We start from the raw sequence: 22,754 nt of genomic DNA on the forward strand, positions 1-22,754 counted from the left end.
ATCGCCGGTGCCCGGCTGGCCGGGGCGTCGACGATCATCGCGGTCGATCGCGACAAGGGCAAGCTCGACTGGGCGGTCGATCTCGGTGCCACCCATACCGTCGATGCCTCGGCGGTCGATGTCGTCGAGGCCGTCCAGGAGTTGACCGGTGGGTTCGGGGCGGATGTGGTCATCGATGCCGTCGGTCGTCCGGAGACGTGGAAGCAGGCGTTCTATGCCCGTGATCTGGCCGGCACGGTGGTGTTGGTGGGGGTCCCGACACCGGAGATGACCCTGGAGATGCCGTTGATCGATTTCTTCTCCCGTGGTGGCTCGTTGAAATCGTCCTGGTACGGCGACTGCCTTCCCGAGCGGGACTTCCCGATGCTGGTCGATCTGTACGAGCAGGGCCGGTTGCCGCTCGAGAAGTTCGTCACCGAACGGATCGGTCTGGGGGACGTCGAGGCAGCGTTCGAGAAGATGCATCAGGGCACCGTGCTGCGTTCGGTGGTGATCGTATGAGCGGCACCGTCCGAGTACAGAACGGCGGCACCTGGGACGTCGAGAACACCATTTGAGTGAACGACACATTCCATTGCTGATATATCAAAGTTCACTCCGAGCTACTCGCGGGTAACGATTGCGTCGCGGCGCACCTGATGCACTTCGCCATCGGTGCGCCGCCGGGCCGAGCTGGAACAGCTCATCGAGCACCGGCCGTGCCGCGCCCGAACCACCCGCCTACCTGGTACAACACGTGGTTTGTCCGATTCGGGTTACGTAGTGTTTCGCGACGATGAAAAGTGCCGTCACCTATTGACACACTCCTGTGGCGTGCCCACACTGTTGTTGCGGAAAGTAAGACGCGTTTCGCATAGCGATACAGAAAGGATCCGTATGCTCAAGGTGTGCCCCTTGGCCGACCTTCCCGGCGGCGAAGCTCTACGAGTCGAAACCAGCCCTCCGGTCGCGCTGTTCCACACCGAGGACGGTGAGCTGTTCGCGATCGACGACACCTGTACGCATCAGGACGCGTCGCTTTCGGACGGATGGCTGGAAGGGTGCGCCGTCGAGTGCCCTCTGCACGCATCCACATTCGACCTGCGCACCGGAGCCGTCGACGCGCCTCCCGCCAAATTGCCGGTCCGTACACACACCGTCGTTGTGGACGAGGGCATGATCTACATCGAGCTGAGCACTGCGACCCCCAATCTTCCGCCCGACGTTCGCAGCCGCCTGGCCGCCGAGGGGCATTCGTGAAGAGCGTGACCATCGTCGGGGCATCCCTGGCGGGACTGTGCTCGGCTCGCGCCCTGCGGGCAGCCGGGTTCGACGGTGCGGTCACCATCGTCGGCGCCGAGCGTCACCGGCCCTACGACCGTCCGCCACTGTCGAAGGAGTACCTCGCAGGCGACGTGGACATGGCCACCCTCGCACTCGAGCCCGAGGACGAGGATCTGGACGTCACCTGGGTTCTCGGCCGCACAGCCACGGACCTGGCCCCGTCCAGGAGAACCGTCACCCTCGACGACGGTGCCGAACTGACCTCCGACGGCGTCATCCTCGCCACCGGCTCGCGGGCACGATCGCTCCCCGGCACCGACCACCTGTCCGGTGTGCACGTCCTTCGCACGATCGACGACGCCGACAGACTCCGCGCCGAGCTCGTCCCCGGCGCACGTCTGGTCGTCATAGGGGCCGGCTTCATCGGAGCCGAAGTGGCTTCCACTGCAAGGAAACTGGGCCTCGAGGTCACGGTTGTCGAAGCGGCCCCGTCACCACTCGCCGGCCCGCTGGGCGCGCGATTGGGTAGCGCGGTGGGCAATCTGCACCGCGACAACGGCACCACATTGATCTGCGGCATCGCCGTCGACGGTCTCACTGGTACCGACCGGGTGAGCGGTGTTCGGCTCGCAGACGGACGGCTCCTCGACGCCGATGTCGTCGTCGTCGGCATCGGCGGAATTCCGAACATCGACTGGCTCGGCTCCAGTGGCCTCGCGCTCGGCAACGGAATTCTGTGCGACGGCGGCGGCGCGACGGCAGTACCAGGGGTCGTAGCCGTCGGCGACTGCGCCGCCTGGCTCGATTCCAACGGCACTCATCGGCGAGTGGAGCATTGGGCAGGGGCGTCCGAACGTCCCACCGTCGCCGTGGCCACACTGCTTTCGGGCAGTTACGGCGGCCAACACGTCAAGCCTCCGTACTTCTGGTCCGATCAGTACGGGTCGCGCATTCAGTTCGCCGGCATCGCAGGACCGGACAGTGAATGCACCATAGAAGAGGGTTCACCCGAACTCGGGAGCTTCCTCGCCGTGTACCGATCGGCAGGACTTCCTGTCGGCGTACTCGGTGTCAATCAAGTTCGTTTGTTCACCCGCTGGCGCCGACAGCTCTCGGCTCCTGCACTAGCGGTCTGACACCCAGCCCAGACCACAGACCCACCCGTCGTATCCCCTTATCCCAGTTGACGTCTCGTCACCGATCCAGAAGATCGGCCACGTACGGAGGAACCCTTGACCACCATCGACGACCCCACGCCGCCCGCCGCCCCACTCCCCCTGCCGGAAAGTCTGATCTCGACCCTGCCCGGTCGGTACTACACCGACCCGGACATCTTCGAGCTCGAGCAGGAGAAGATCTTCGAGGAGCTGTGGATCTGCGCTGTCCGCGCAGCGGATCTGGACAAGCCCGGCTCGTTCCGGACCGTGCAGATCGGCCGCGAGAGCGTCATCATCACGCGCACACGTACCGGTGCCATCAAGGCCTACCTGAACGTCTGCGCGCACCGCGGCGCGCGAATCTGTATGGAGGACAAGGGCGAAGTCAAGCGATCGTTCCAGTGCCCGTACCACGCCTGGACGTACGACCTGGACGGAAAGCTCATCGCTGCACCGAACCTGACCAAGATGCCCGATATCGACCGGGTTCGCTACGGCTTGTCGTCGGTGTCGGTGGAGGAATGGCTCGGATACGTTTGGGTCAACCTCAGTGACAATCCGGCGTCCTTCGACACCACCGTGGTGCAGGACATTCGCGACCGACTCGGTGACGTCGAATCGATCGACCGCTACAAGGTCGAGGATCTCGGCCTCGGCAGGCGCATGAGCTACGACGTCAAGGCGAACTGGAAGCTCATCATCGAGAACTTCATGGAGTGCTACCACTGCGCCACCATTCACCCTGAGCTCACCGAGGTTCTTCCGGAATTCGCCGACGGTTATGCCGCCCAGTACTACGTGGGGCACGGAGCCGAATTCGGTGAATCAGTTCAGGGCTTCACACTCGATGGCACCGCTGGGCACGACTCCATCCCCGGAATCGCACCGGAGCAGGACCGGCGCTACTACGCCATCACTGTCCGGCCGCAGGTGTTCGTCAACCTCGTCCCGGATCACGTGATCATCCACCGGATGTATCCGCTTGCCCCCGATCGCACCCTGGTGGAATGCGATTGGCTGTATCTGCCCGGTGTGGTCGCCTCCGGCCGAGACCTGCAGCACTCGGTGGAGTTGTTCCACCGCGTCAACCTGCAGGACTTCGAGGCGTGTGAACGCTGCCAGCCCGCGATGAGTTCACGTAAGTACCGCGACGGCGGTGTCCTGGTGGGCAGCGAACACCACATCGGCATCTTCCACGACTGGCTCAAGAACCGCATCGAGGGCTGACCGAACCGGTCGTATGTGCGGTACCGATAGGATCGGTACCCATGAGTGTCGAGGTCGCGTCGTCCGGCACCCCCGGTTCTCCGGGGGTGCACGGCGACACGGGGGCGACAATGGCCGACGTCGCGTATTCGGCCATTCGCGACAAATTGATCAAGCTGGCGATCAAACCCGGGGACGCCGTCGTCGAGTCGGCGCTGTCTGCCGAGCTCGGTGTGGGCCGCACTCCCGTCCGGGAGGCACTCAAACGGCTCGAATACGAGCGGCTGGTCATCTCGCATTCCCGACGCGGCACCTTCGCGACCTCCATCGAGGTCGCCGACCTGGGGGACATCTCCGAGATTCGCCAGCGGCTCGAACCACTCGCGGCAGCGAAGGCCGCCGCCGCGGCCACCGCGACGCAACGTCAAGTCCTGTGGGGTATGGCCGACCGTACCGAGGAGCTCGAGGCAACGAACCCGAGCCAACACGATCTGATCGAGTGGGATACCGAGGTGCATCGCACTGTGTACCGGCTCGCGTCGAATCCGGTTCTCGAGGATGCGTTGATTCGCTACAGCAATCTTGCGACGCGAATCTTCTGGCTGTTCCTGGATCGGCTGCCCCCACTGGCCGACCACGTCGGTACCCACACCGAGTTGCTGCGCGCGATCGCGGCCGGGGAAGCCGAGAACGCTGCGAGCATCGCGCGGGCGCACGTGACCGAGTTCGACGACGCAGTCCGAGCGGTCATCTAGGTCTCGAGGGGGCACGCCGCCGGGCAAGTGCGTGTTACGTATAGTCGCGGGGATGGCCACTGACGATTCGAACCGCGCCCCGGAAGGTGGCGTCCAGTCGGTCGACCGCGCATTTCGCGTACTCGAGGTCATGGCACGGCTAGGAGAAGCCGGCGTGAGCGCCATCGCCACAGAGATCGGTGTGCACAAGTCCACGGTGTCGCGCCTGCTGACGTCGCTCGAAGAGCACGACATGGTGATGCAGACGCACAACCGCGGCAAGTATCGACTCAGCCTCGGAGTACTTCGGCTGGCCGCCGCAGTCCCCGAGCGGTTGGAGATCACCGAGTACGGTCACGCGATACTCGAGCGCCTGGCGACGAAGCTCGGCGAGACAGTGAACATCGCTGTGCGACGAGCAGATACCGCGGTCCACCTGGATGAGGCCAGAGGACCCAGTTCGGTAGGAACCCACAACTGGATCGGCGAACAGACTCCGCTGCACGCCACGGCGAGCGGCAAGGTGCTGCTGGCCGCTCTCGATCCCGATGGTCGTCGGGCCATGGTCGATTCTCTCGATCTTCATCGGCACACCGAGCACACGGTCACCACCACGGCCGCACTCACGGCCGAGCTCGACGCTGCCGGCTCGCTCGGATACGCGGTGGTCGTCGAAGAATTCGAGACCGGCCTCAACGCCATCGCAGCCCCGATCCTCGATTACACCGGCAAGACGGTCGCCGCCCTGAGCGTCTCCGGTCCGGTGTATCGCTTCGACGAGGCAAGAATGCGGGCCATCGTCCCGGATGTGCTGGCCGCCGCCGCAGAGATCAGCGAGAAGATGGGCTACCGGGAATCGTTCATTCCCTCGACCTGAGCGGCCTCGGCGCACTCGACGACGTTGGTCAACAGCATGGCCCGAGTCATCGGGCCGACTCCGCCCGTTGCACCGCTGAGCCGCCCCGCGATCTGCTCGACGCCCGGATGCACGTCGCCCAGAATTCCTTCGACGGTACGGGTGATTCCCACCGACAGCACCGTCGCTCCGGCGCTGATCCAGTCCGGACGCACCAGGTGTGCAACGCCTGCCGCCGCGATGACGACGTCGGCGGCGCGCGTGTGCGCGGCGGTGTCCACCGTGGCTTCGTGGCACATGGTCACTGTCGCGTGCTCGCTGCGGCGGGTGAGCATCAGCCCCAGCGGGCGGCCGACCGTGATACCGCAACCGATGATGCAGAAGCGGGCACCGGTGATCGGTACATCATGGTGGCGAAGAAGTTCCAGGATTCCGCGCGGGGTGCAGGGCAGCGGCCCATCCATGCCGAGTACGAGCCGGCCCAGGTTCGTCGGGTGCAGGCCGTCGGCGTCTTTACGCGGGTCGATCAGTTCGATCACCCGATGCGTGTCGATGTGCGGCGGAAGTGGCAGCTGAACGATGAAGCCGGTGCACTCCGGGTCGTCATTGAGAGCGTGCACCGCATCTTCGATCTCGCGCTGACTCGCGGTCGCGGGCAACCTGACCTGAATCGAATGCAGCCCCACCTCGGCGCAGTCGCGGTGCTTCGCCGCGACGTAGGAGCGGCTTCCTGGATCCTCACCGACCAGAATTGTGCCGAGGCCGGGCCTGATCCCCTGCTGCGCGAGCCGTTGAACGCGGTGACGCAGGTCGTCCTTGACGATCGCACTCACTGCGTTGCCGTCGATCCTGAGCGCTGTGGTCATGCTGTGGGTTCCTTGGAGTCGGCCGTCATCGTACTGATATATCAACTGTCGATCACAGTACGGCGTGCGGCTGCCGCCGGTCAAGAGCAATGACATGAGAGGGTCGAAACATGGAGCCACTGCAGCCGATGCGACCGGTCAGCGTGCAGCAGGACGAGCGAGAGTCTGCACCGTCCTGGAAACTGTGGTGCGCGTATGTGGGTCTCGCAGCGCTGTTCCTGGCATCGATGTGGATCGACGGGGGCTACCGGTGGATCGTCGCCGCCGGAATCTTCATATTCGCGATCGGGGCGGCACTTTCCATTGCAGCAGCGCGGCGGATCTCACGAGAGAACGCAGGTCGACGCATTCCGTGGATCGGATTCCCGCCAGTACGACCGCGCAAGGTCGACCTGCTCGAGACTGTCGGCGCATCGATGACATTGACCGGCGCGTTGATGGCGGCGAACAACCTGTCGATTCCATGGCCGATTTTTCTGCCGATCATCGGCTTCGCCTTCATCGCGGTGACTCTATCGGCACAGGCATGGCACAACTATCGGGTCCATCAGGACACCTCCGATCGCTGACGGACTCGGCTGCACAGCGAAAGATCTGAGCCGATTCCGGTAGAACCCAGCCGGTTCAGTGCGGACCACCCACACGGAGGCCAGGGGCCATTGCGATATCGGTTACTTGCCGGACCGTCAGGACACGGTCTGCGGATACATCGGCACGACTGCCATCGGTCCTGTACACCCTTACGCGACTATGGTTTTCACCCGAAGTGATATCGAGGACGGTACCGTCGGCCAGGGTTCGACGCTCATCGACGTGCCCAGCGAAACACGGGCCTGGGGTTTCGTCGGATGTCGACAGACTCACGCTCACGTCACCCACTGTCCCTCCCAGTGAAATTCTTCCGGACGCGTTGCCATCGGCAGCGAAGGTGAACGGCGGGAACATCGCGTCGGGCTCCACCGTGGTCCCCGCAGGGAGAGCATCGATCAAAGCGGCGGACGCGGCCGATGCGTCGAATGCCACTGGGGCGGAATCGCCGCCGACGAACGCGAAGTTGACCCTGTAGGTGTCCTCGGGCTGAATGACCTCTGCACAGCCAGGGATCGACACCGCGACGGGCTGAGGGTCGTGTAACAGACTCGCGACCCCGACGCCCGCTGCCACGATGCCGACGATCACCACAACCGTCGACCACACGGACTTCGAGTCACCTGAACGTGCCATGAAAGTCAGTGTCCACTGCCTCCGTGGAAAGGGCTAGCCGGTCGGAGCTCAACTGTCGCTGGTTTCGAGCCACCTCGAAGCCTGCGCGACGGGACCCCTGCTGGAAGCACTCTTGTAAAGGTCACGGGCACTACCCGACCGCCAATCCTCGGCGGCTGCTCCGAACGATCGCCTACCAGTCATGTAACTCATTGCTGGAGAACGACAGTCGATCAACCCCGAACTGGTCGCGCACGAGATGCTGAAAGTAATCGACCGTCGTCCAAGCGAACTGGCGTGGACCCGTGAACGGTTGCGTGTGCCACCCCACCCTGTTTCACTGATGGAGAATCCGAACCAATCGGTCTGACGGGGTTGTGGATGAGTACAGCTACCCGCCTCAGCGTCTGATTGTCGTGATGGAACAACCACAATCCAGCGTGACCGGTGCGCGGGATCCCTTCTGAATGCGAGGAATTGACGGTGAATTTTCCGAGCGGGAGATGGTGGGTTCTCTTCTGGTCTGCACAGGCGTTGCTGTGGGCCGTTGTTTCGGTGACTCGAACTCAGGACGGTGCGTCTCCGGTTTGGTCGTGGGTCGCTACTTGTTTGTTTGCTGCGGCCGCAATCCTGACCGGGATCAGTACATTTCGCAGCAGAAGCGACAACGAGCACGAACCCATGAATCCGTAGCGAAAGTCGAAGCTGCATCGCGGATCTGCCGTGCGGGGCCCATCCGGTCGACGAGCGGTACCGCGGGCACCCGTCACGACATCGATACCTGCGAAGCCCGGTGGACGTACCTCCGCGAGGACTAACCAAGGCCCGGGTGAATCAACACCACCCCAGCAGATCGACCGAGAGTGTCCAATGCACTCTGCGCATCGGCGAGCGGTATACGGGTTGCGATCATCGTCTCGATGTCGTCTACAGGCAGCGTACGCAGCAGTACGGAATACTCGTGAGCGGCAAGACCGTGACTGCCCAGGACATCGAGTTCTTTGCCGATCACCGCGTCCATGGAGATGTGAGCGCCGTCGGGGAGCAAGCCGATCTGCACATGCCGACCCCTGCGGCGCAACATCGAAAGAGCGGCATCGGCCAGTACCGGGTGACCGGAGCACTCCAAAGCGACATCCATGCCCTCGACCGCCTCGCCGGACGTTTTGGTTGCGCCCAGCCGCACCGCAATCTCCAGTGCCGCCGGTGATGCGTCGACGGCTGTGACCTCAGCGCCGGCATGAGAGGCGATGATCACTGCAGACAACCCCAGCCCGCCGCATCCGTAGACCGCGACGCGCTCACCCGCCACCACCCGCGCTCGCCGGTGGACCGCACGCCACGCCGTCGCATACCGGCAGCCGAGCGTGGCCGCTACATCGAAGGACACCTCGTCAGGAAGCTCCACCAAGTTCGTGTCGGCGTGGCGAATCGCGACGAACTCCGCGTAGGACCCGTCGTGGGTGAAGCCGGGCTGTTCCTGGTTCGGGCACACCTGATGATCACCGGACGCGCATGTCGAGCAGCGTCCGCATGCGCAGACGAACGGCGCGGTGACACGGCGACCGACCCACGAGCTACTCACCTCGGAACCAACGGAGACGACGGTGCCGGCGAACTCGTGACCAGGGACCAACGGTAGCCGCACCCCGCTGTCATGCCCCTGCCACGCGTGCCAATCGCTCCGACAGACGCCAGTCGCGGCTACCTCCACCACAGCACCGTCCGGTGCCGGGTCCGGGCGGGGAACGTCTCGAACAGTGCCGGGACGTCCGAACTCCTCGATCACCAATGCGCGCATCAGACAGGTGTACCAGGAGCGAGCATTCTTCCGGGAACTCGGCTGCACAGTGCGGCACGTCGGTCGAGTCGAACTCGCTTTCGCCGGGACAGCAGCTGCTACTTTGTTCCGGGTTCAGATGCACGGCAGTTGCAGCGCTGGCGTGTCGCTTGCCAGGGTAATGGGACCACCTGACTGCCAGAGGCTAGGGGCCACCGTGGCGCGTTATTGAGGATGCTCGTTGTCGTTGGTGGCGTCAACTGTTCCGGGTCGGGTGCGTTGGCGGTAGGACGGTCCTTCGATGACGAGGGTGTGTGCGGTTGGAGGTCAGTCGATCGATCGCGGACTGTGCGAGCAGGGTGTCGGCGGTCATGGTCAGCCACTCCGCCGGTTTCCGGTTCGAGGTGACGATAGTGGTCCTCTTTCGGTGGCGTTCGACGATGAGTTCGTAGAAGTCGCTGGTTTCTGTGGCTGTCACCCTGCGGGACGTGCTCCCACGATGGGATCGGTGGGGCCTCACGGCCGAGTAGTCGAGCTTTTTGCGCGCCACCGCCGCAGCACCGAGCCCGGTCCACAGCACCGCGACCGCAGGAAGAGGATCGGGGAACGGCCGCCACAGCACGTTGACCGAGACCATCAGAATCGCAGACGCTCCCGCCCCGATGAGCAACGCTGCCGGTAAACGCCGACACCACCAGCGACGCCCCCGCCCAGCGGCTAGCGCCAGCAACCCAACCACTCCTACTCCCAGCAGCACAGCGCCGACCGTTCCGGACAGCAGTTGCACGTCGATTACCGACATGACGCCCTTTCGACAATGATTCGGGGTCCCCGTCGTCCGTCCGGCGCTCGGGACCGGAACAGCTCGATGAGGGTTGGTATGGATCGCGACGGTGCCGAACCGGCGGATGGCTCGGGCGGTCTCCCGGTGCGTCGACGAGAGTCGGAGCCATTCTGCGGACCCGATCTGTGTAGGGCTGGTCCGCACGGGTCCTTTCGCTGTGTACCCTACTGGCCGCCGACCTGCTACTGCTGGTAGTCGGGATTTTCGATGGTGCCCTCACGGCTGCAGATCGATCGATGGTCTGGGTGAACGCGTGGGAATCCTGATCTCGAAGCGTGCTCCCCCGAGCGGGGACCGAGAAACAGTGACCGAGCCTGCGTGGGCGGCGGCGGTGCCGGCCACGATCGCCAGTCCGAGTCCGGCACCACCTTCGTCGCGTGTCCGGGAGGCATCGAGACGGACGAACCGGTCGAACACGCGTTCATGCTCTTGTTCGGGAATCCCCGGGCCGTCGTCGTCGACCACGATCACAGCAGATCCACTGGACTGGTGGCAGGACAGTTCGATTCGGGTTTCGGCGTGCCGGATGGCATTGTCGACGACGTTGCGCACCATCCTCGCCAACGCGGGCTGATCTCCGGTTATTCGGACCGCAACGATCGACGTTCCGACGGTCAGGTCCGTGACCGCTTCGATCCGTTTGCCCTCCGCGTACAGCACGTCGTCGAGATCGACGTCGACCGCACCGAGCGGGGTCTGCTTTTCGTCCGAGCGAGCAAGCAGGAGAAGGTCTTCGATCAGCCGGCGCATTCGACGAGCTTCGGGCAGCAACGCTTCGTCGATCAGTGATGCGTCGATCAGTTCCGGCCTCGATGCGGCGAGTTCGAGAGCGGTAGTGATGGTCGACAGCGGGCTCCGAAGCTCGTGCGAGGCGTCGCTGACGAATCGTTGTTGCGCCCGTTGTCCGGCCTGGAGACGCTCGAGCATTCGATTCATCGTCACCGCGAGGCGAGCGATCTCGTCGCGTGACTGCGGGACCGGGATTCGTTCTCCCAGTTCACTGTTCGAGATCGAGGCGACGCGGGTGCGGATGCGTTCGACAGGGCTCAACGCTGCTCCGACGAGCCGGTATGTCGCCAACGCCACAAGAGCGACCACGACCGGACCGACGATGCCCAGCAGGACCGCGACGGTGGATACGACTTTTTCCACCGGCTCGCGGTCGGCACCGACCAGTACTGTCACCGGTCCGTCTGCGGTCACTGCACCGCGTGCTGTGACCCAGAAGTCGCCGGTGTCGCCTCGGTCGATGCGTCCGAGATCCTGCGTGGTCGAGGGCGCAACCGCGGTCGTGGACAGCGCACGTCCGCCGTCGGCCCGCGAGGACGCTTTCACCGCCCCGGCCGAGTCGATGACCTGCAGTATGCCGATCTGGCCATCGGTTGCCAACAACGACTCGTCGATCTGCGCGGGAAGATCGGTCTCGAGTTGCTCGCTGACCTGCACTGCCCGGGCGGTCGCGGCCGTTCGGGCGGAGGATTCGAGTGAGCTGTAGAGAACACCGACCAACGCGCCACCCGCCGCGATCAGGCACACGGCAAGGACCACGGTCGAGGCCACCGCGGATCGCACACGCACCGTCCACGATCGTGGACGCACACTATCGACGAAAGCGCTCATCCCGCCAGTCTCCTACCTGACTGCCTCACAGTGGCTCTCGTCTTCAGCATCTCTTCAGGAACGCTCTGTCAGAGTCCACGACCATGACCACGACCACCACGCGCATATTGGCAAGCAAAGTCCCCGAAGTAACACTCTTCTTCTGGATCATCAAGATCCTCGGTACCACCGTCGGAGAGACAGCCGCCGATGCACTCAATGTCGATCTCGGGTTCGGCCTGACCGGAACCACCATCGTCGTCGGCATAGTCCTGGCCGCAGCCCTGATCTACCAGTTCACGCTGCGCCGGTACGTACCGTGGGTCTACTGGCTGGTGGTCATCCTGATCAGCATCGCCGGCACGTTGATCACCGACAATCTCACCGACAACTTCGGTGTGCCCCTGGCCATCAGCACCGGGTTCTTCGCTGCCGGCCTGATCCTGACGTTCGCGGCGTGGTACATCAGCGAGGGAACACTCTCGATCCACAGCATCAGAACCCGCCGCCGTGAAGGGTTCTACTGGCTGGCGATCCTGTTCACCTTCGCGTTGGGCACCGCCGCGGGCGATCTGGTCGCCGAGCAGATCGCATTGGGATACCTGACATCGGCACTGGTGTTCGCGGCGATCATCGCTGTGGTCACCGTCGCGCACTACGGACTACGACTGAACGCCGTCCTCGCGTTCTGGATCGCCTACATCGTCACTCGCCCCCTCGGCGCGTCGATCGGCGACTATCTCACGCAAGACAAGACCGTGGGCGGCCTCGGACTGGGACCGACCGTCGTCACCGCGGTGTTCACCGCCGCCATCGTCGGATCGGTGGCCTATCTGAGCATCTCACGCGCCGATGTCCTCGACACCACCACCGACAGCTCCGAGACGACCAACGCCGCGCACAGAGAATGACACCGCACGACGAACGTCACCGAAACACCGGCCGGCGCGGAGCACCGCGCCATGGTCTAGTTACCCGCGAGAACCGCGGGGTGTGCGTGACCACTCACCGATAGTCCTGGCGCGTCCCACCGCACCGACGGCCCGGCACCGACTGTGCCGGGCCGTCGCACTGCTGCGTCCGGCGGAAGACCACCGGCCCGCAGGGCACCCGCTGCGTACGACCGTGGGCCTATCGACTGATACCAGGCACAGGCAGCGGTCGCTCCCGACCCACCGTGGCCGATCTCGAGACGAGGATCGATGACCGACACGGCAGACGCCGAACAAGCACGCGTGTTCATCACCATGTTGCACGCCGAGATCGCCGTGATCTCGGCGCGAATCGAAAGAGCCGAGAAGATGGCCCGGACGGCCTGGGAGGTCGGCCGAACATCTTCTCGCCGTTGGTATGCCGACGATGCACGAATTCAACGCACGATTCTCTACGAGCTCCATCGCCAACTCGATTCCCTGCACGCTCGCTTCCCGGGTGCACGAGTGTCGGAGGCACCGAGGTCACCGTCGACGCCGGAGAGCACCTCACCCCTGACATCGTCGGAGCCTCCACTCACTCACCGTGACCGAACACCGTGAACAGGGCCGCAACCGAGAAGTGCAGGACCATCGACCGATTCGACGGCTACCCCCACTCATCGGAGCCCCTGTAGCTCGCCGGTCGACAGCAGCTCCAGCTGTGTCCGACGATGTGCAGCGGCACTGCGCTGCGCCGCGCGATGTTGAACTCTCTCTCAGCTGTCCACAGGGATCCTTCAGGAGCAGTCGAGCATATTCGGTGTTGTACCGCACGCAATCAGATGTGCATCCGACAACCGAAGGAACCCTCGTGAACATCAAGAACAGGATCGTTGCGGTCGCCGCCGTCGTGCTGGCCGGAGCATCCATCGGCGGTGGCATCGCAGCCGCACAGACCCTCGAACAGCCGGCAGCCCCGAACAGCAGCGTCGTCGACACTCCCGAAGCGGGCGACACACCCGACGCACCCGGCGCGGCAGACGTACCCGAGGCCGGCGACACACCGGACGCACCGGGCGCAGCAGACGTACCCGAGGCCGGCGACACACCCGATGCACCGGGCTCGGTCGACAAGCAGGAAGCGGGCGATACACCCGATGCGCCGGGCTCGGTGGACCTGCCCGAGGCCGGTGATATCGCCGACGCCCCCGGACAGTAAGTTCCTCGCTTCACCCCGCAGTGCCCGTAGGCCCCCTTGGCCTACGGGCACTGCCCCTATTTCATCCCAACCCTGTTGCTTCCGAATGCTTTTCAGTGTTCCTTCAGTCTCGTCCGCGCATGATCGAGATATACCGGATCACTTCTGGCAGGAGATACCCACTTATGCTCGCACCGACTCGCCCGACACCGCCGGACCACAGCGACGACCGACAGATTTCGCGCCGCGAGGTGAAGATCTGGAAGCTTCTCGCGGCGGCTGCACTCATCGTGCTCACCCTTGCCTCGATGTCCTACGTGCGAGCACTGCTGACCCCGGGATACGCGACCTGGAACGACAAGACATCATCGTGGATCCGCGACCATGGGGGTGCCCCCGTCCTCAACGCCTACGAGAACTGGCGCTACGCGAGCCCACCATCGGACACCCCGCCCGATCTGTCCGGATTCGCCTCGGCCACAGCCATTCCCGGCGGCACCCTGACATCGTTCGCCACTCTCCCCGTTCTTCCGACGGTCACCGGATCGCCGGCTCCGACCTGGACACCCGGGCGCACGGGAGCCGATGGAACTCCCGTCGCGTACATTTCGCATTACCAGCCGGACCCGGCCCATCGCAGCGCGGTGGCCGGAGTAGCGATCGTCTCCGGTTCCGCGACGGTCGCCCACCTCGTCGACGGCACGAGCCAACCCCGCACCGACGGCAACGCCGCTGCATCGGTACCCGGTTCCGAGGTACCGAATCTGGTGGCTGCGTTCAATTCCGGGTGGAAGATGAAAGATATTGCGGGCGGGTACTTCTCGAACGGTGTGGCACGGCAGGACCTGCAGAACGGCCAGGCCTCGGCAGTCGTCGACGACTCGGGGCACCTGAGTGTCATCGACTGGACCAGCGGCGCGGCGGTGGACCCGCACATCGTGGCGGTGCGACAGAATTTGCCGTTGATCGTCGATCACGGTTCGATCGCGCCGGGGCTGCACTCGAACGCCGACAGTCGGTGGGGTAGTGCGAAGAATCAACTGCAATACACCGAGCGGTCTGCGCTGGGGACCACCGCGAACGGCGACCTCGTGTATGTGGCAGCCTCGAAAGTCGACCTCTCCACTCTCTCGCAGACGCTCGTCGATGCCGGGGCTGTGACCGGGATGGAGCTCGACATTCACGGCGGACTGACCGAGTTCAACTCCTGGACAGTGGATTCCGCCGGAACTTTGACACCGGCGACGATATTGCCGGGCGTCCAGAACAGGCCCGACCGCTACCTGGCTCCGGATCAACGCGACTTCTTCTATCTCACTCTGGCGACACCGACGCCGAATCAGCAGTGGGCCGCAGCGGACACCGCATCGACGCAGCCGAGCGTGGTCGACGCCGAGGGCATCTAAGGACGCGCTCCGGCGCGCCCAACACGGTCCCTGCGGGTCAAAGAAGTGACCTCACGACAGACCGGGAGAACGCGAGCGGCCAGGGTGACGTTGCCGCAGAACGAGGATGCTCAGTCGGCCGCTGCAACGGCCAGACGGTACCCGACCCCGCGAATCGTCTCGATGCTCCTGCGCCCGAACGGCTGATCGACCTTCTTGCGGAGGTAGCCGATGTAGACCTCGACGATGTTCTCGTCCCCGTCGTAGTTGACGTCCCACACCGACCTCACGATTTCGGACTTGGTCACCACAGTGCCGCTGCGCCGCATCAGGAATTCGAGCACGCTGTACTCCCGCGGGGTGAGAGCCAATTCCACACCACCGCGACTGACACGATGACGCGCAGGATCCAAGTCCAGATCGCCGGCGGTGAGCACCGTGGGCCGTTCGGGAGCACCTCTTCTGACCAGTGCTCGCAGACGAGCGAGCAGCACCACGAACGAAAACGGCTTGACCAGATAGTCATCGGCACCGAGATCGAACGCATCGGCCAAATCGTATTCACCGTCCTTGGCCGAGAGCATCAGGATCGGCGTCCACACCTCCTGTGCCCTGAGGTCGCGCACGATGTCGTAGCCGTGTTTTCCCGGCAGCATGATATCGAGGACGAGGACGTCGAACTCCCCCGTGGCCGCGCTGTGGAACCCGTTGTCCCCGTCGTGTTCGACCTCGACGGTGAATCCTTCGGCCACCAGACCGCGTCGCACCATCTCCGCGAGGCGCACTTCGTCCTCGACCACCAATACCCGCATCGACAACTCCGTCCGTCTAGTGCGGCAAGTACAACAGACCCATGCCGAGACACCAGACTCGCTCTCAGCGGTTCTTCAGGAGCTCCCCAGCACACTGATCCCCGTGCTCCTTTCCTCATCGATCTCCGCTGTACATGCAACGGCCACCGAAGTGTTCACCGAAGCCGCCACCGCCGACGTCGAGATCGCGGGGCTCGTGATCGCAGTCGGCCTCGTCGCAGCCGGATTGATGCTCCGCATACGCCGCGACAGGGACGGCGCGACGGTCTTCGGCGCACTCGGCTACGCCTTCGCCGTTCTGGTGCTCGCCGTCGCAGTCCGAAGCACCGGCTGGCTGACCGGCGCCGATACCGCAGTCGCTCAATGGTTCGTCGATCACCGCAGTGCGACACTCGACCAACTCGCCATCGCCGTCACCACAGCCGGTGGCCCCGCAGAGACCGCCGCATTGGGCCTGGTCGTCGCAGTGGTTTTGGTGTGGAGAACGAAACGATACGGACCGGCACTGGTGCTGCTGGCGACCGTGGCCACGGCCTCGATCGCGTGCACGCTGTTGAAGCTGATCGTCGCACGTGGGCGGCCGCCGCAGTCGATCCAGATGATGCTCGAAACTGATCCCTCGTTTCCGTCGGGGCACGTGACCGGCACCGCTTCCCTGCTGTTGATGCTCGCACTCATCGCCGGCACGCGGCGACCGAGGGCCGTACGAATGCTGCTCCTCGGGATCGCCATCGCCCTGGCCGTAGTCGTTGCGTGCACGCGGATGTACCTGGGAGTTCACTGGCTCACCGATGTCGGCGCCGGAGCACTCCTCGCGGCGTGCGCGGTCACCCTCGGCAGCTATGCACTGCATCGTCTCGACTCTCCCGGCGATGGCACTGATTCGACGCCACCTCGACTACTCATGAACAGGATCTCGCTATGACATCGGGACTGACAGGCGGCGTCCTCGACCCGGGTACCCTCGTCGCGACATTCGGATTGATCGGGCTGCTCGGTGCGTTGTTCGTCGAGACAGGTCTGCTGATCGGGTTCTTCCTCCCCGGCGATTCACTACTCTTCACCGCCGGAGTGCTTGTAGCGCAGGCCGATCCGTTCGTTCCGCTGTGGGTGATCTTGGTGTCCGCACCGATCGCAGCTGCGCTCGGTGACCAGTGCGGCTACATGATCGGTCGAGCCGCCGGGCCTGCTGTCTTCGACCGACCCGATGCCAAACGACTCGGCCCTGTCCAACTCGCACGCGCGCAATCGTTCTTCGACGCCTACGGTGCCCGCACGATCGTCCTCGCCCGCTTCGTCCCCGTCGTCCGGACACTCGCACCCGTCATGGCCGGGGCGTCGGGGATGAAATACCGAACCTTCCTCGTCTACAACATCATCGGGGCCCTCGCCTGGGGTGTCGGCGTACCGATTCTCGGCTACCTCCTCGGCGGAATCCCGTTCGTGCGCAACCACATCGAGGTCATCCTCATCACGGTCGTCGCACTCTCGATACTCCCCCTCGCCGTCAACTACCTGCGGTCTCGTTTCCGAGGACACGCACCGGCGAATCAGCACAAGCATCGGCCCGACCCGGACACGAGCGTGTCCTCCCCGCACTGAACAACAGTGGTCGAACAACACAAGCATCGAGACCCTGGGCGCATCGACGACTCGAGTCGATTCCACGGCATCGCAGCACCGACGTTCCGCAAAAGCCCACCGGTGCTCTTGTCATCGGACATGCTTGACTCGATCGCTGGCGATTCGTATCTGTGATCCCGATGCACCGGGAGTTCAGCCGTGTAAGGACGCCGTGTCGGGTAGGCAAGAGGAGAAGTAGATTTCGGGGTCGATGTCCGCGAGCACTCATCGGTGGCGTATCGCTCGACACCCCCACGCCGGTAGTGGCGTGGACGCCGTCGTCATCATCGCCGCCGCCACCATCCTCCTCATCCGATCGGCCCTTCAACTGCTGGGGTATCCGCGGGTCGGTAGCGGTCCACTGCACATCGCCCATCTGCTCTGGGGCGGCGTGGCCCTGACTGTCGCCGCGCTGACCGCGCTGTCGGTACTCGGCGACCGAACGCGACCGATCACCATCCTGCTCGCCGGAATCGGACTCGGACTGGGCCTCGACGAGATCGGCAAATTCGTCACCACCACCAACGACTACTTCTACAAACCAGCAGTGGCCATCATGTACGTCCTGCTCATCACCGTCGTCGCCACCTCCCGCCTCATACGTGATCTGGTGCCGCGGCGACCCCACGAGGACCTTGCCGCGGCGGCGTTCATCGCCGCGGACGGGGTCGTCCGCGGACTCGACGATCACCGCCGCGGCCAAGCCCTCGACTATCTCGCTCACGCGAGCGCGCACGAACAACGACAGGTCATCGAAATCACTGCACTGCTCGACAGCTGCACCGAGCGGGCACCGACGCGGTGGCGACGACGGTGGTCGACGATCGGGAACTGGCGCGTACTTCGCTACCTCGACCACAGCATATGGATTCGACTGTCCGCACTGGCCCTGCTGACGTACTCCGCATTCGGTCTGTCGTCGGCCAACATCCTCGGCACCGAACCCATCGACGACGTAACGCAATTCGCGCGCCTACTCGACGCGGCAGGGTCAGGTCTTGCGCTTGTTCTCGCGCTCCCCGCTCTCGTCTGGCGCACCGACCGCAGGTGGACTCTCGAAGCCGTGCGAATGTCGAGTATCACCACGCTCATATTGGTTCAGATCGTCGAATTCGCGCAGTCCCAATTCTCCGCACTCGCGGATCTACTGGTCGGACTGCTCACGTTGTCCTTGATCTCCAGGGCGATCGCGGTGCACGCCCGTCGCCGGAACGACCTCGTCCGTCACACGACCTGACGGAGTCGATGCTTCACACCAGTGCGCTGCGCGCCTGTTCGGTCCATCGGACATCCCGGCCTACCCGACCGCCGAGACGTCGAGACGTCGAGACGTCGAGACGACCGTAGGCGCGCCCGATCGTCGCCACAGTCAGCGCAAACGACTACGCCGATGCCAGTTGCCTGATAGATATCATCAACGGTCGCCGCGCTCCCGTCCGTCGTGTTCGTCGTGTTCGTCGAGAATGTCGACGAGAGTGCGCAAAAGATCGTCGACGCGGTCATTGATGTCGTCGAACCGATCGTCGAGCTCGGCGAGGCGGATGTGTGCGTCGCGGCGGGCACGAATCCCGTGCTCGTAGTAGGCATTGTCCAGAACGAAGCCCGATCGACCTGGTTCTGCTCCTTGTAGAACAGCACTGTCGGGGTCGTTCGCCGTCCACAGGATGCAGAGTTTCTCTACCAAGATGCAACCGAGGACTGTGGCTGAACGCTCGACAGTCCCTCTCACACCATTGCTCTGAGTTCCACGACATCGGGTCCGACACCGTGAACTCAGCACACTCGCGCCGAACTCCGACCAACGCTGTCGAGCCGGCCGCAAATCGGATGGTCATCGAAAAAGCCCCGAACCGCATCGCTGCAGTTCGGGGCTTCTTCTTCTGTGCGCCCGAAGGGATTCGAACCCCTAACCTCTTGATCCGTAGTCAAGTGCTCTATCCGTTGAGCTACGGGCGCATGTTCAGTTGTGCCGATTCCGAAGAATCTGCGTACCGACCCTTGCGGGTCAGCGTGGCGGAGGCGAGAGGATTTGAACCTCCGGACCCGGTGAAGGGTCAAGTCATTAGCAGTGACTCCCATTCGGCCGCTCTGGCACGCCTCCTAGGCTGCCGGCCCTCTCGGACCGCCGAGGAAAGAGATTACACACGGCAAAGGCCAGAAGGCAAAACGGCTGGTCGACGCTTCAGGTTCGCACGGCGTTCGCGTAAATGACGCTTGTTGCTCGTCAACGCATGAAGCTGTCGAACCAATCGAAGATCCGGGTCTGGGCATCGACCAATGCGGCCTCTGCGGGTTCGCTGTGGTCGCTGCTTCCTGGTTGCTCCCTGGGATGATCCGCTCGATGCTCCACACCGGAGTAGCTGACGACGTTCGTGGCCACTGAGGAGCGCGTGGCGGCGTCGCGAAGGGCCTCGATGTGATTCGGTGGGGTGTGCGGGTCATCCTCACCGTAGAGACCGAGCCAGGGTGCCTGCAGTTTGGGCGCGGCATCGACGAGTGCGATCGCGTCGGAGTTGAGCGGTTCGACGATGCCCGCTGCGGCCACGCTGACCGCTGCCCCGACCGGACGGCTGGTGGCCACGATGAACGCTGCCGTGCCCGCATCGTCGAATCCGATGACTCCGACGCAATCGGGATAGACACCGCGCTGAACGAGCCAGTCGGAGGTGGCGTCGAAGTCCGCGAACAGGTCGTCACCGAACACTTCTTTGTCGTCGCCGTGACCTCGATGGAACAAATTCGGGGCGACGGCAAGCCACCCTTCCAACGCGAGTGCGCGCAGCAGATCGAGCACTGACTCAGGGATCTCACGCGCCTCGTGGAGAACGACGATGCCGCCGCGCGGTGGGCCCTCGGGTTCGACGGCTGTCAGCGGCACCTTCTCCGCCGGACGCGGCTCGTGAGCGGACGTGTCCACCACGTCGTCTGCGCCCACGAAGGGCGCAGAGGCGGAACGAAGGACTGCGGAGTCGCTGAAGATTCCCGACATACTTATCGAAGATAGGACGATCTTCGTAGTCGTGCACAGCAATATCACGGACGCGTAGAAGTCAACCCCGGTACCCCAGCGCATAATGGCAATCGTGACCGCGCATATCCGACCCGACCTCGACGCCATTGCTGCCTACGTTCCCGGCCGCAACTTCCCAGGCGCGATCAAGCTGGCGAGCAACGAAACAACTCAGGGGCCGCTGCCCAGCGTGCGTGACGCCATCGCCGCGGCCGTCGGCGGCGTCAACCGTTACCCGGACATCCGCGCGACAGCGCTGGTCGAGTCGTTGGCCAAGAAGTTCGGCGTCGCGACCGAGAACGTCGCCGTAGGTAACGGTTCGGTTGCTTTGTGTCAGGAGGTCGTTCAGATCACCTGCGGCCCCGGCGACGAGGTCGTGTTCGCGTGGCGTTCGTTCGAGGCGTACCCGATCATCACCCGCGTAGCGGGCGCGACGCCCGTGCAGGTTCCGTTGACCGCGGATCACGTGCACGATCTCGACGCGATGCTGGCGGCCATCACCGACCGCACCCGTCTGATCTTCGTGTGCAACCCCAACAATCCGACGGGGACCGTCGTGCAGCGAGAAAAGCTCGAGGCGTTTCTCGACGCGGTGCCGTCGAACATTCTCGTCGTACTCGATGAGGCCTACTTCGAGTACACCCGCCCGGAGTCCTCCGGCAACCACACCGACGGTGTGGAACTGGCGCGAGGACGACGCAATGTGATCGTGCTGCGCACCTTCTCGAAGGCGTACGGTCTCGCCGGCTTGCGGGTGGGTTACGGGATCGGCGATCCCGATGTGGTCGCGGCACTGTCCAAGGTGCGTATCGCATTCGCCGTCAGCACGGTCGCCCAGCAGGCGGCGTTGGCGTCGTTGGAGGCTTCTGCCGAGCTTCTGGCCCGCACCGAGGCGCTCATCGTGGAACGAGACCGAGTGCGCGACGCTCTCGTGGCAGGCGGCTTCGACGTCGGCCCGTCGCAGTCCAACTTCGTGTGGCTTCCGTTGGCCGAGAGCTCAGGCGAGTTCGCCGCGCGCGCAGCCGAACGAGGCGTGTTGTTGCGCGCCTACGGAAACGACGGCGTGCGGGTCACCATCGGCGACCCGCACGAGAACGACGCATTTCTCGAGTGTGCTCTACAGGCCTAACGCGCGTTCGAGCGTCGGCCAGGATTCACGCAGATCGTCCTGCCAGTACCGCCAGCCATGAATGCCGTAGGGGCGGTAGACGACGGTAGCGGGGATATCCAGCGCGCGGAGCCGGGTATCGAACACGCTCATGCAGTACAGCGCCGCGGCCTCCAGCGGCCCGCCCTGAAGGGCACTTTCGACTCCAGTGCCACCGGGGCCGAGTTCGTACGGGCCGGGCAGTCCGGTACCGACGGAGATGTAGACGTCCTTGCCGCGGAGAGCTTCTGCGTTGGCTGAGGGATCGTGCTGAACCCAGCCGGGATCGGAGTTCTCACCCCACATGTTTGTGGCATTGCCGCCGTTCATCGCGACGGTAGCGCGCACGGCGTCCTTGAAATTGTTCTGCGAGTTGTCGTAGCAACCGCTCAGCCCGGCGACACCGGTGTACAGATCGGGGTGCCGGGTGATCAGGTCCATTGCGGCCTGGGCACCCATCGAGACGCCGCCGATGGCGTTGGTGCCGTTACCGGAGAAGCGCGCATCGATCAGCGGCGGCAGCTCCGAGGTCAGGAACGTCTCCCACTTGTTCACCCCGAGCACCGGATCCGGCACGTTCCAGTCGGTGTAGTAGCTGCTCGATCCACCGACCGGGAGTACGACGTTGACCTGCTTGTCCGCGAAGAAATCGACGATGTCGGTCTTCTGCGTCCAGGTACTTTCCTTGTAACCGGACTCCTTGCCTGCGCTCACACCGTCGAGCATGTACAGCGCCGGGCGAGACACGCCCTGCGCGGCCGGAAGGAGGACCTGTACCTGGATTTCGCGACCCATCGCAGGCGACTCCACCCATACCGCAGCGCGACGGTCGGTCAACATGTCGACACGATCGATACGCGCGGTGGCGATCGGGAGGGACTGAGACTGCATACCGGGCACCGCGCCGCCACCATCGGCACTGCCGGTCCCAGGCAGCGGCTGCGCACCGGCCAGACCCGAACCGAGCAGAGAAACTGCCAGAGCAGTTCCCGCTACTGCCAACACACGACGGTGCATCTGCTTGCCCATCCTCCCCCAGCGCGACCCTTTCGGGCGCAACACAAACAACATCTGTTTCAAACGTACCCACTGACACGCGCGCACGGCGATGCTGTGGGTCGGCTCACAATAGCCGCGCGAGCGCAGGTACAAAAGCT

General features: G+C 64.1%; 23 protein-coding genes, 2 tRNA genes and 1 pseudogene. 15 read left to right on the plus strand and 11 right to left on the minus strand.

What is annotated here, in order from left to right:
* The 6 genes from ACOQFP_RS07665 to ACOQFP_RS07690 all read left to right on the plus strand — a co-directional run.
* The coding region (locus tag ACOQFP_RS07665) for a zinc-binding dehydrogenase (protein ID WP_421583944.1) at positions 1 to 501 on the plus strand (501 nt) is incomplete at its 5' end.
* 375 nt (positions 502 to 876) lie between these two features.
* A complete protein-coding gene (locus ACOQFP_RS07670) occupies positions 877 to 1,239 on the plus strand; it encodes a bifunctional 3-phenylpropionate/cinnamic acid dioxygenase ferredoxin subunit (RefSeq protein WP_206492940.1) in 363 nt (120 codons plus the stop codon).
* A complete protein-coding gene (locus ACOQFP_RS07675; protein WP_341243542.1) occupies positions 1,236 to 2,399 on the plus strand; it encodes an FAD-dependent oxidoreductase in 1,164 nt (387 codons plus the stop codon). The genes ACOQFP_RS07670 and ACOQFP_RS07675 overlap by 4 nt, the downstream gene beginning before the upstream one ends.
* Positions 2,400 to 2,495: 96 nt before the next feature.
* Positions 2,496 to 3,647, plus strand: coding sequence for an aromatic ring-hydroxylating dioxygenase subunit alpha (locus tag ACOQFP_RS07680; protein WP_341243543.1), 1,152 nt, complete (start codon positions 2,496 to 2,498; stop codon positions 3,645 to 3,647).
* 41 nt (positions 3,648 to 3,688) lie between these two features.
* Positions 3,689 to 4,381 (plus strand): GntR family transcriptional regulator, encoded by a 693-nt coding sequence (locus ACOQFP_RS07685; protein ID WP_206491152.1) that lies wholly within the window; start codon positions 3,689 to 3,691, stop codon positions 4,379 to 4,381.
* A gap of 52 nt (positions 4,382 to 4,433) precedes the next feature.
* Complete coding sequence (locus ACOQFP_RS07690; protein ID WP_206491153.1) at positions 4,434 to 5,237, plus strand: IclR family transcriptional regulator; 804 nt, start codon at positions 4,434 to 4,436, stop codon at positions 5,235 to 5,237.
* On the opposite strand, the gene ACOQFP_RS07695 is transcribed toward ACOQFP_RS07690, so the two are convergent.
* Complete coding sequence (locus ACOQFP_RS07695) at positions 5,207 to 6,082, minus strand: bifunctional methylenetetrahydrofolate dehydrogenase/methenyltetrahydrofolate cyclohydrolase (RefSeq protein ID WP_206491154.1); 876 nt, start codon at positions 6,080 to 6,082, stop codon at positions 5,207 to 5,209. The two genes, ACOQFP_RS07690 and ACOQFP_RS07695, sit on opposite strands and share 31 nt — an antisense overlap.
* A 110-nt stretch (positions 6,083 to 6,192) precedes the next feature.
* On the opposite strand from ACOQFP_RS07695, the gene ACOQFP_RS07700 reads away from it, so the two are divergent.
* Entirely contained in the window at positions 6,193 to 6,651 is a 459-nt protein-coding gene (locus tag ACOQFP_RS07700) for a hypothetical protein (RefSeq protein WP_206491155.1), read from the plus strand.
* Between the two features lie 55 nt (positions 6,652 to 6,706).
* Here ACOQFP_RS07700 and ACOQFP_RS07705 read toward each other — a convergent pair whose 3' ends face one another.
* The 4 genes and pseudogenes from ACOQFP_RS07705 to ACOQFP_RS07720 all read right to left on the minus strand — a co-directional run bounded on the left by ACOQFP_RS07705 (position 6,707) and on the right by ACOQFP_RS07720 (position 11,529).
* Positions 6,707 to 7,306, minus strand: coding sequence for a hypothetical protein (locus tag ACOQFP_RS07705; protein WP_421583945.1), 600 nt, complete (start codon positions 7,304 to 7,306; stop codon positions 6,707 to 6,709).
* Between the two features lie 793 nt (positions 7,307 to 8,099).
* Entirely contained in the window at positions 8,100 to 9,086 is a 987-nt protein-coding gene (locus tag ACOQFP_RS07710; RefSeq protein WP_341245146.1) for an alcohol dehydrogenase catalytic domain-containing protein, read from the minus strand.
* 204 nt (positions 9,087 to 9,290) lie between these two features.
* Positions 9,291 to 9,549, minus strand: a pseudogene (locus tag ACOQFP_RS07715) (ATP-binding protein); the annotation flags it as partial.
* 576 nt (positions 9,550 to 10,125) lie between these two features.
* Positions 10,126 to 11,529: a sensor histidine kinase gene (locus ACOQFP_RS07720; protein ID WP_421583946.1), complete on the minus strand. Its 1,404-nt coding sequence runs from the start codon at positions 11,527 to 11,529 to the stop codon at positions 10,126 to 10,128.
* An 83-nt stretch (positions 11,530 to 11,612) separates the two neighbouring features.
* On the opposite strand from ACOQFP_RS07720, the gene ACOQFP_RS07725 reads away from it, so the two are divergent.
* The 4 genes from ACOQFP_RS07725 (at position 11,613) to ACOQFP_RS07740 (ending at position 15,026) form a co-directional block, all read left to right on the plus strand.
* Positions 11,613 to 12,419 (plus strand): hypothetical protein, encoded by an 807-nt coding sequence (locus ACOQFP_RS07725; protein ID WP_341245148.1) that lies wholly within the window; start codon positions 11,613 to 11,615, stop codon positions 12,417 to 12,419.
* A gap of 291 nt (positions 12,420 to 12,710) precedes the next feature.
* Positions 12,711 to 13,043, plus strand: a complete 333-nt coding sequence (locus tag ACOQFP_RS07730) for a hypothetical protein (RefSeq protein ID WP_206491159.1) — start codon at positions 12,711 to 12,713, stop codon at positions 13,041 to 13,043.
* Between the two features lie 250 nt (positions 13,044 to 13,293).
* Entirely contained in the window at positions 13,294 to 13,641 is a 348-nt protein-coding gene (locus tag ACOQFP_RS07735) for a hypothetical protein (protein ID WP_421583947.1), read from the plus strand.
* A gap of 164 nt (positions 13,642 to 13,805) precedes the next feature.
* Entirely contained in the window at positions 13,806 to 15,026 is a 1,221-nt protein-coding gene (locus ACOQFP_RS07740) for a phosphodiester glycosidase family protein (RefSeq protein ID WP_341245220.1), read from the plus strand.
* 110 nt (positions 15,027 to 15,136) lie between these two features.
* Here ACOQFP_RS07740 and ACOQFP_RS07745 read toward each other — a convergent pair whose 3' ends face one another.
* Complete coding sequence (locus ACOQFP_RS07745; RefSeq protein WP_206491162.1) at positions 15,137 to 15,817, minus strand: response regulator transcription factor; 681 nt, start codon at positions 15,815 to 15,817, stop codon at positions 15,137 to 15,139.
* A gap of 103 nt (positions 15,818 to 15,920) precedes the next feature.
* On the opposite strand from ACOQFP_RS07745, the gene ACOQFP_RS07750 reads away from it, so the two are divergent.
* The 3 genes from ACOQFP_RS07750 to ACOQFP_RS07760 all read left to right on the plus strand — a co-directional run bounded on the left by ACOQFP_RS07750 (position 15,921) and on the right by ACOQFP_RS07760 (position 18,677).
* Positions 15,921 to 16,742 carry a phosphatase PAP2 family protein gene (locus ACOQFP_RS07750; protein ID WP_421583948.1) on the plus strand — a complete coding sequence of 274 codons (822 nt, stop codon included), beginning with the start codon at positions 15,921 to 15,923 and terminating at the stop codon, positions 16,740 to 16,742.
* Positions 16,739 to 17,419: a DedA family protein gene (locus tag ACOQFP_RS07755; protein WP_206491164.1), complete on the plus strand. Its 681-nt coding sequence runs from the start codon at positions 16,739 to 16,741 to the stop codon at positions 17,417 to 17,419. Before ACOQFP_RS07750 ends, ACOQFP_RS07755 begins: the two co-directional genes overlap by 4 nt.
* A gap of 232 nt (positions 17,420 to 17,651) precedes the next feature.
* The gene (locus ACOQFP_RS07760; RefSeq protein WP_421583949.1) at positions 17,652 to 18,677 is read left to right on the plus strand and encodes a hypothetical protein; all 1,026 of its coding nucleotides are present in this window, start codon (positions 17,652 to 17,654) and stop codon (positions 18,675 to 18,677) included.
* Between the two features lie 177 nt (positions 18,678 to 18,854).
* Here ACOQFP_RS07760 and ACOQFP_RS07765 read toward each other — a convergent pair whose 3' ends face one another.
* The 4 genes from ACOQFP_RS07765 to ACOQFP_RS07780 form a co-directional block, all read right to left on the minus strand.
* Complete coding sequence (locus tag ACOQFP_RS07765) at positions 18,855 to 19,124, minus strand: hypothetical protein (protein ID WP_206491166.1); 270 nt, start codon at positions 19,122 to 19,124, stop codon at positions 18,855 to 18,857.
* Between the two features lie 199 nt (positions 19,125 to 19,323).
* Positions 19,324 to 19,396: transfer RNA gene (locus ACOQFP_RS07770), tRNA-Arg, on the minus strand.
* Between the two features lie 55 nt (positions 19,397 to 19,451).
* Positions 19,452 to 19,541, minus strand: a tRNA-Ser gene (locus ACOQFP_RS07775).
* Between the two features lie 123 nt (positions 19,542 to 19,664).
* Positions 19,665 to 20,429 (minus strand): dienelactone hydrolase family protein, encoded by a 765-nt coding sequence (locus ACOQFP_RS07780; protein WP_421583950.1) that lies wholly within the window; start codon positions 20,427 to 20,429, stop codon positions 19,665 to 19,667.
* A gap of 94 nt (positions 20,430 to 20,523) precedes the next feature.
* Here ACOQFP_RS07780 and hisC point away from each other — a divergent pair, with 94 nt between their 5' ends.
* Positions 20,524 to 21,579 (plus strand): histidinol-phosphate transaminase, encoded by a 1,056-nt coding sequence (hisC, locus tag ACOQFP_RS07785; RefSeq protein WP_421583951.1) that lies wholly within the window; start codon positions 20,524 to 20,526, stop codon positions 21,577 to 21,579.
* Here hisC and ACOQFP_RS07790 read toward each other — a convergent pair.
* Positions 21,568 to 22,614, minus strand: a complete 1,047-nt coding sequence (locus ACOQFP_RS07790) for an alpha/beta hydrolase (RefSeq protein WP_421583952.1) — start codon at positions 22,612 to 22,614, stop codon at positions 21,568 to 21,570. The two genes, hisC and ACOQFP_RS07790, sit on opposite strands and share 12 nt — an antisense overlap.
* Positions 22,615 to 22,754: the final 140 nt, after the last annotated feature.

Source organism: Rhodococcus sp. MALMAid1271, assembly GCF_049195265.1.
In the GTDB taxonomy this organism is placed as follows: Bacteria; Actinomycetota; Actinomycetes; order Mycobacteriales; family Mycobacteriaceae; genus Rhodococcoides.

What these genes read in the sequence shown, in the direction of transcription:
- ACOQFP_RS07670 (WP_206492940.1), top strand. Translation starts at nt 877, where the DNA reads ATGCTCAAGGTGTGCCCCTTGGCCGACCTTCCCGGCGGCGAAGCTCTA.
- ACOQFP_RS07685 (WP_206491152.1), top strand. Translation starts at nt 3,689, where the DNA reads ATGAGTGTCGAGGTCGCGTCGTCCGGCACCCCCGGTTCTCCGGGGGTG.
- ACOQFP_RS07690 (WP_206491153.1), top strand. Translation starts at nt 4,434, where the DNA reads ATGGCCACTGACGATTCGAACCGCGCCCCGGAAGGTGGCGTCCAGTCG.
- ACOQFP_RS07695 (WP_206491154.1), bottom strand. Translation starts at nt 6,082, where the DNA reads ATGACCACAGCGCTCAGGATCGACGGCAACGCAGTGAGTGCGATCGTC.
- ACOQFP_RS07700 (WP_206491155.1), top strand. Translation starts at nt 6,193, where the DNA reads ATGGAGCCACTGCAGCCGATGCGACCGGTCAGCGTGCAGCAGGACGAG.
- ACOQFP_RS07705 (WP_421583945.1), bottom strand. Translation starts at nt 7,306, where the DNA reads ATGGCACGTTCAGGTGACTCGAAGTCCGTGTGGTCGACGGTTGTGGTG.
- ACOQFP_RS07710 (WP_341245146.1), bottom strand. Translation starts at nt 9,086, where the DNA reads ATGCGCGCATTGGTGATCGAGGAGTTCGGACGTCCCGGCACTGTTCGA.
- ACOQFP_RS07720 (WP_421583946.1), bottom strand. Translation starts at nt 11,529, where the DNA reads ATGAGCGCTTTCGTCGATAGTGTGCGTCCACGATCGTGGACGGTGCGT.
- ACOQFP_RS07725 (WP_341245148.1), top strand. Translation starts at nt 11,613, where the DNA reads ATGACCACGACCACCACGCGCATATTGGCAAGCAAAGTCCCCGAAGTA.
- ACOQFP_RS07730 (WP_206491159.1), top strand. Translation starts at nt 12,711, where the DNA reads ATGACCGACACGGCAGACGCCGAACAAGCACGCGTGTTCATCACCATG.
- ACOQFP_RS07740 (WP_341245220.1), top strand. Translation starts at nt 13,806, where the DNA reads ATGCTCGCACCGACTCGCCCGACACCGCCGGACCACAGCGACGACCGA.
- ACOQFP_RS07745 (WP_206491162.1), bottom strand. Translation starts at nt 15,817, where the DNA reads ATGCGGGTATTGGTGGTCGAGGACGAAGTGCGCCTCGCGGAGATGGTG.
- ACOQFP_RS07755 (WP_206491164.1), top strand. Translation starts at nt 16,739, where the DNA reads ATGACATCGGGACTGACAGGCGGCGTCCTCGACCCGGGTACCCTCGTC.
- ACOQFP_RS07760 (WP_421583949.1), top strand. Translation starts at nt 17,652, where the DNA reads ATGTCCGCGAGCACTCATCGGTGGCGTATCGCTCGACACCCCCACGCC.
- ACOQFP_RS07780 (WP_421583950.1), bottom strand. Translation starts at nt 20,429, where the DNA reads ATGTCGGGAATCTTCAGCGACTCCGCAGTCCTTCGTTCCGCCTCTGCG.
- ACOQFP_RS07790 (WP_421583952.1), bottom strand. Translation starts at nt 22,614, where the DNA reads ATGCACCGTCGTGTGTTGGCAGTAGCGGGAACTGCTCTGGCAGTTTCT.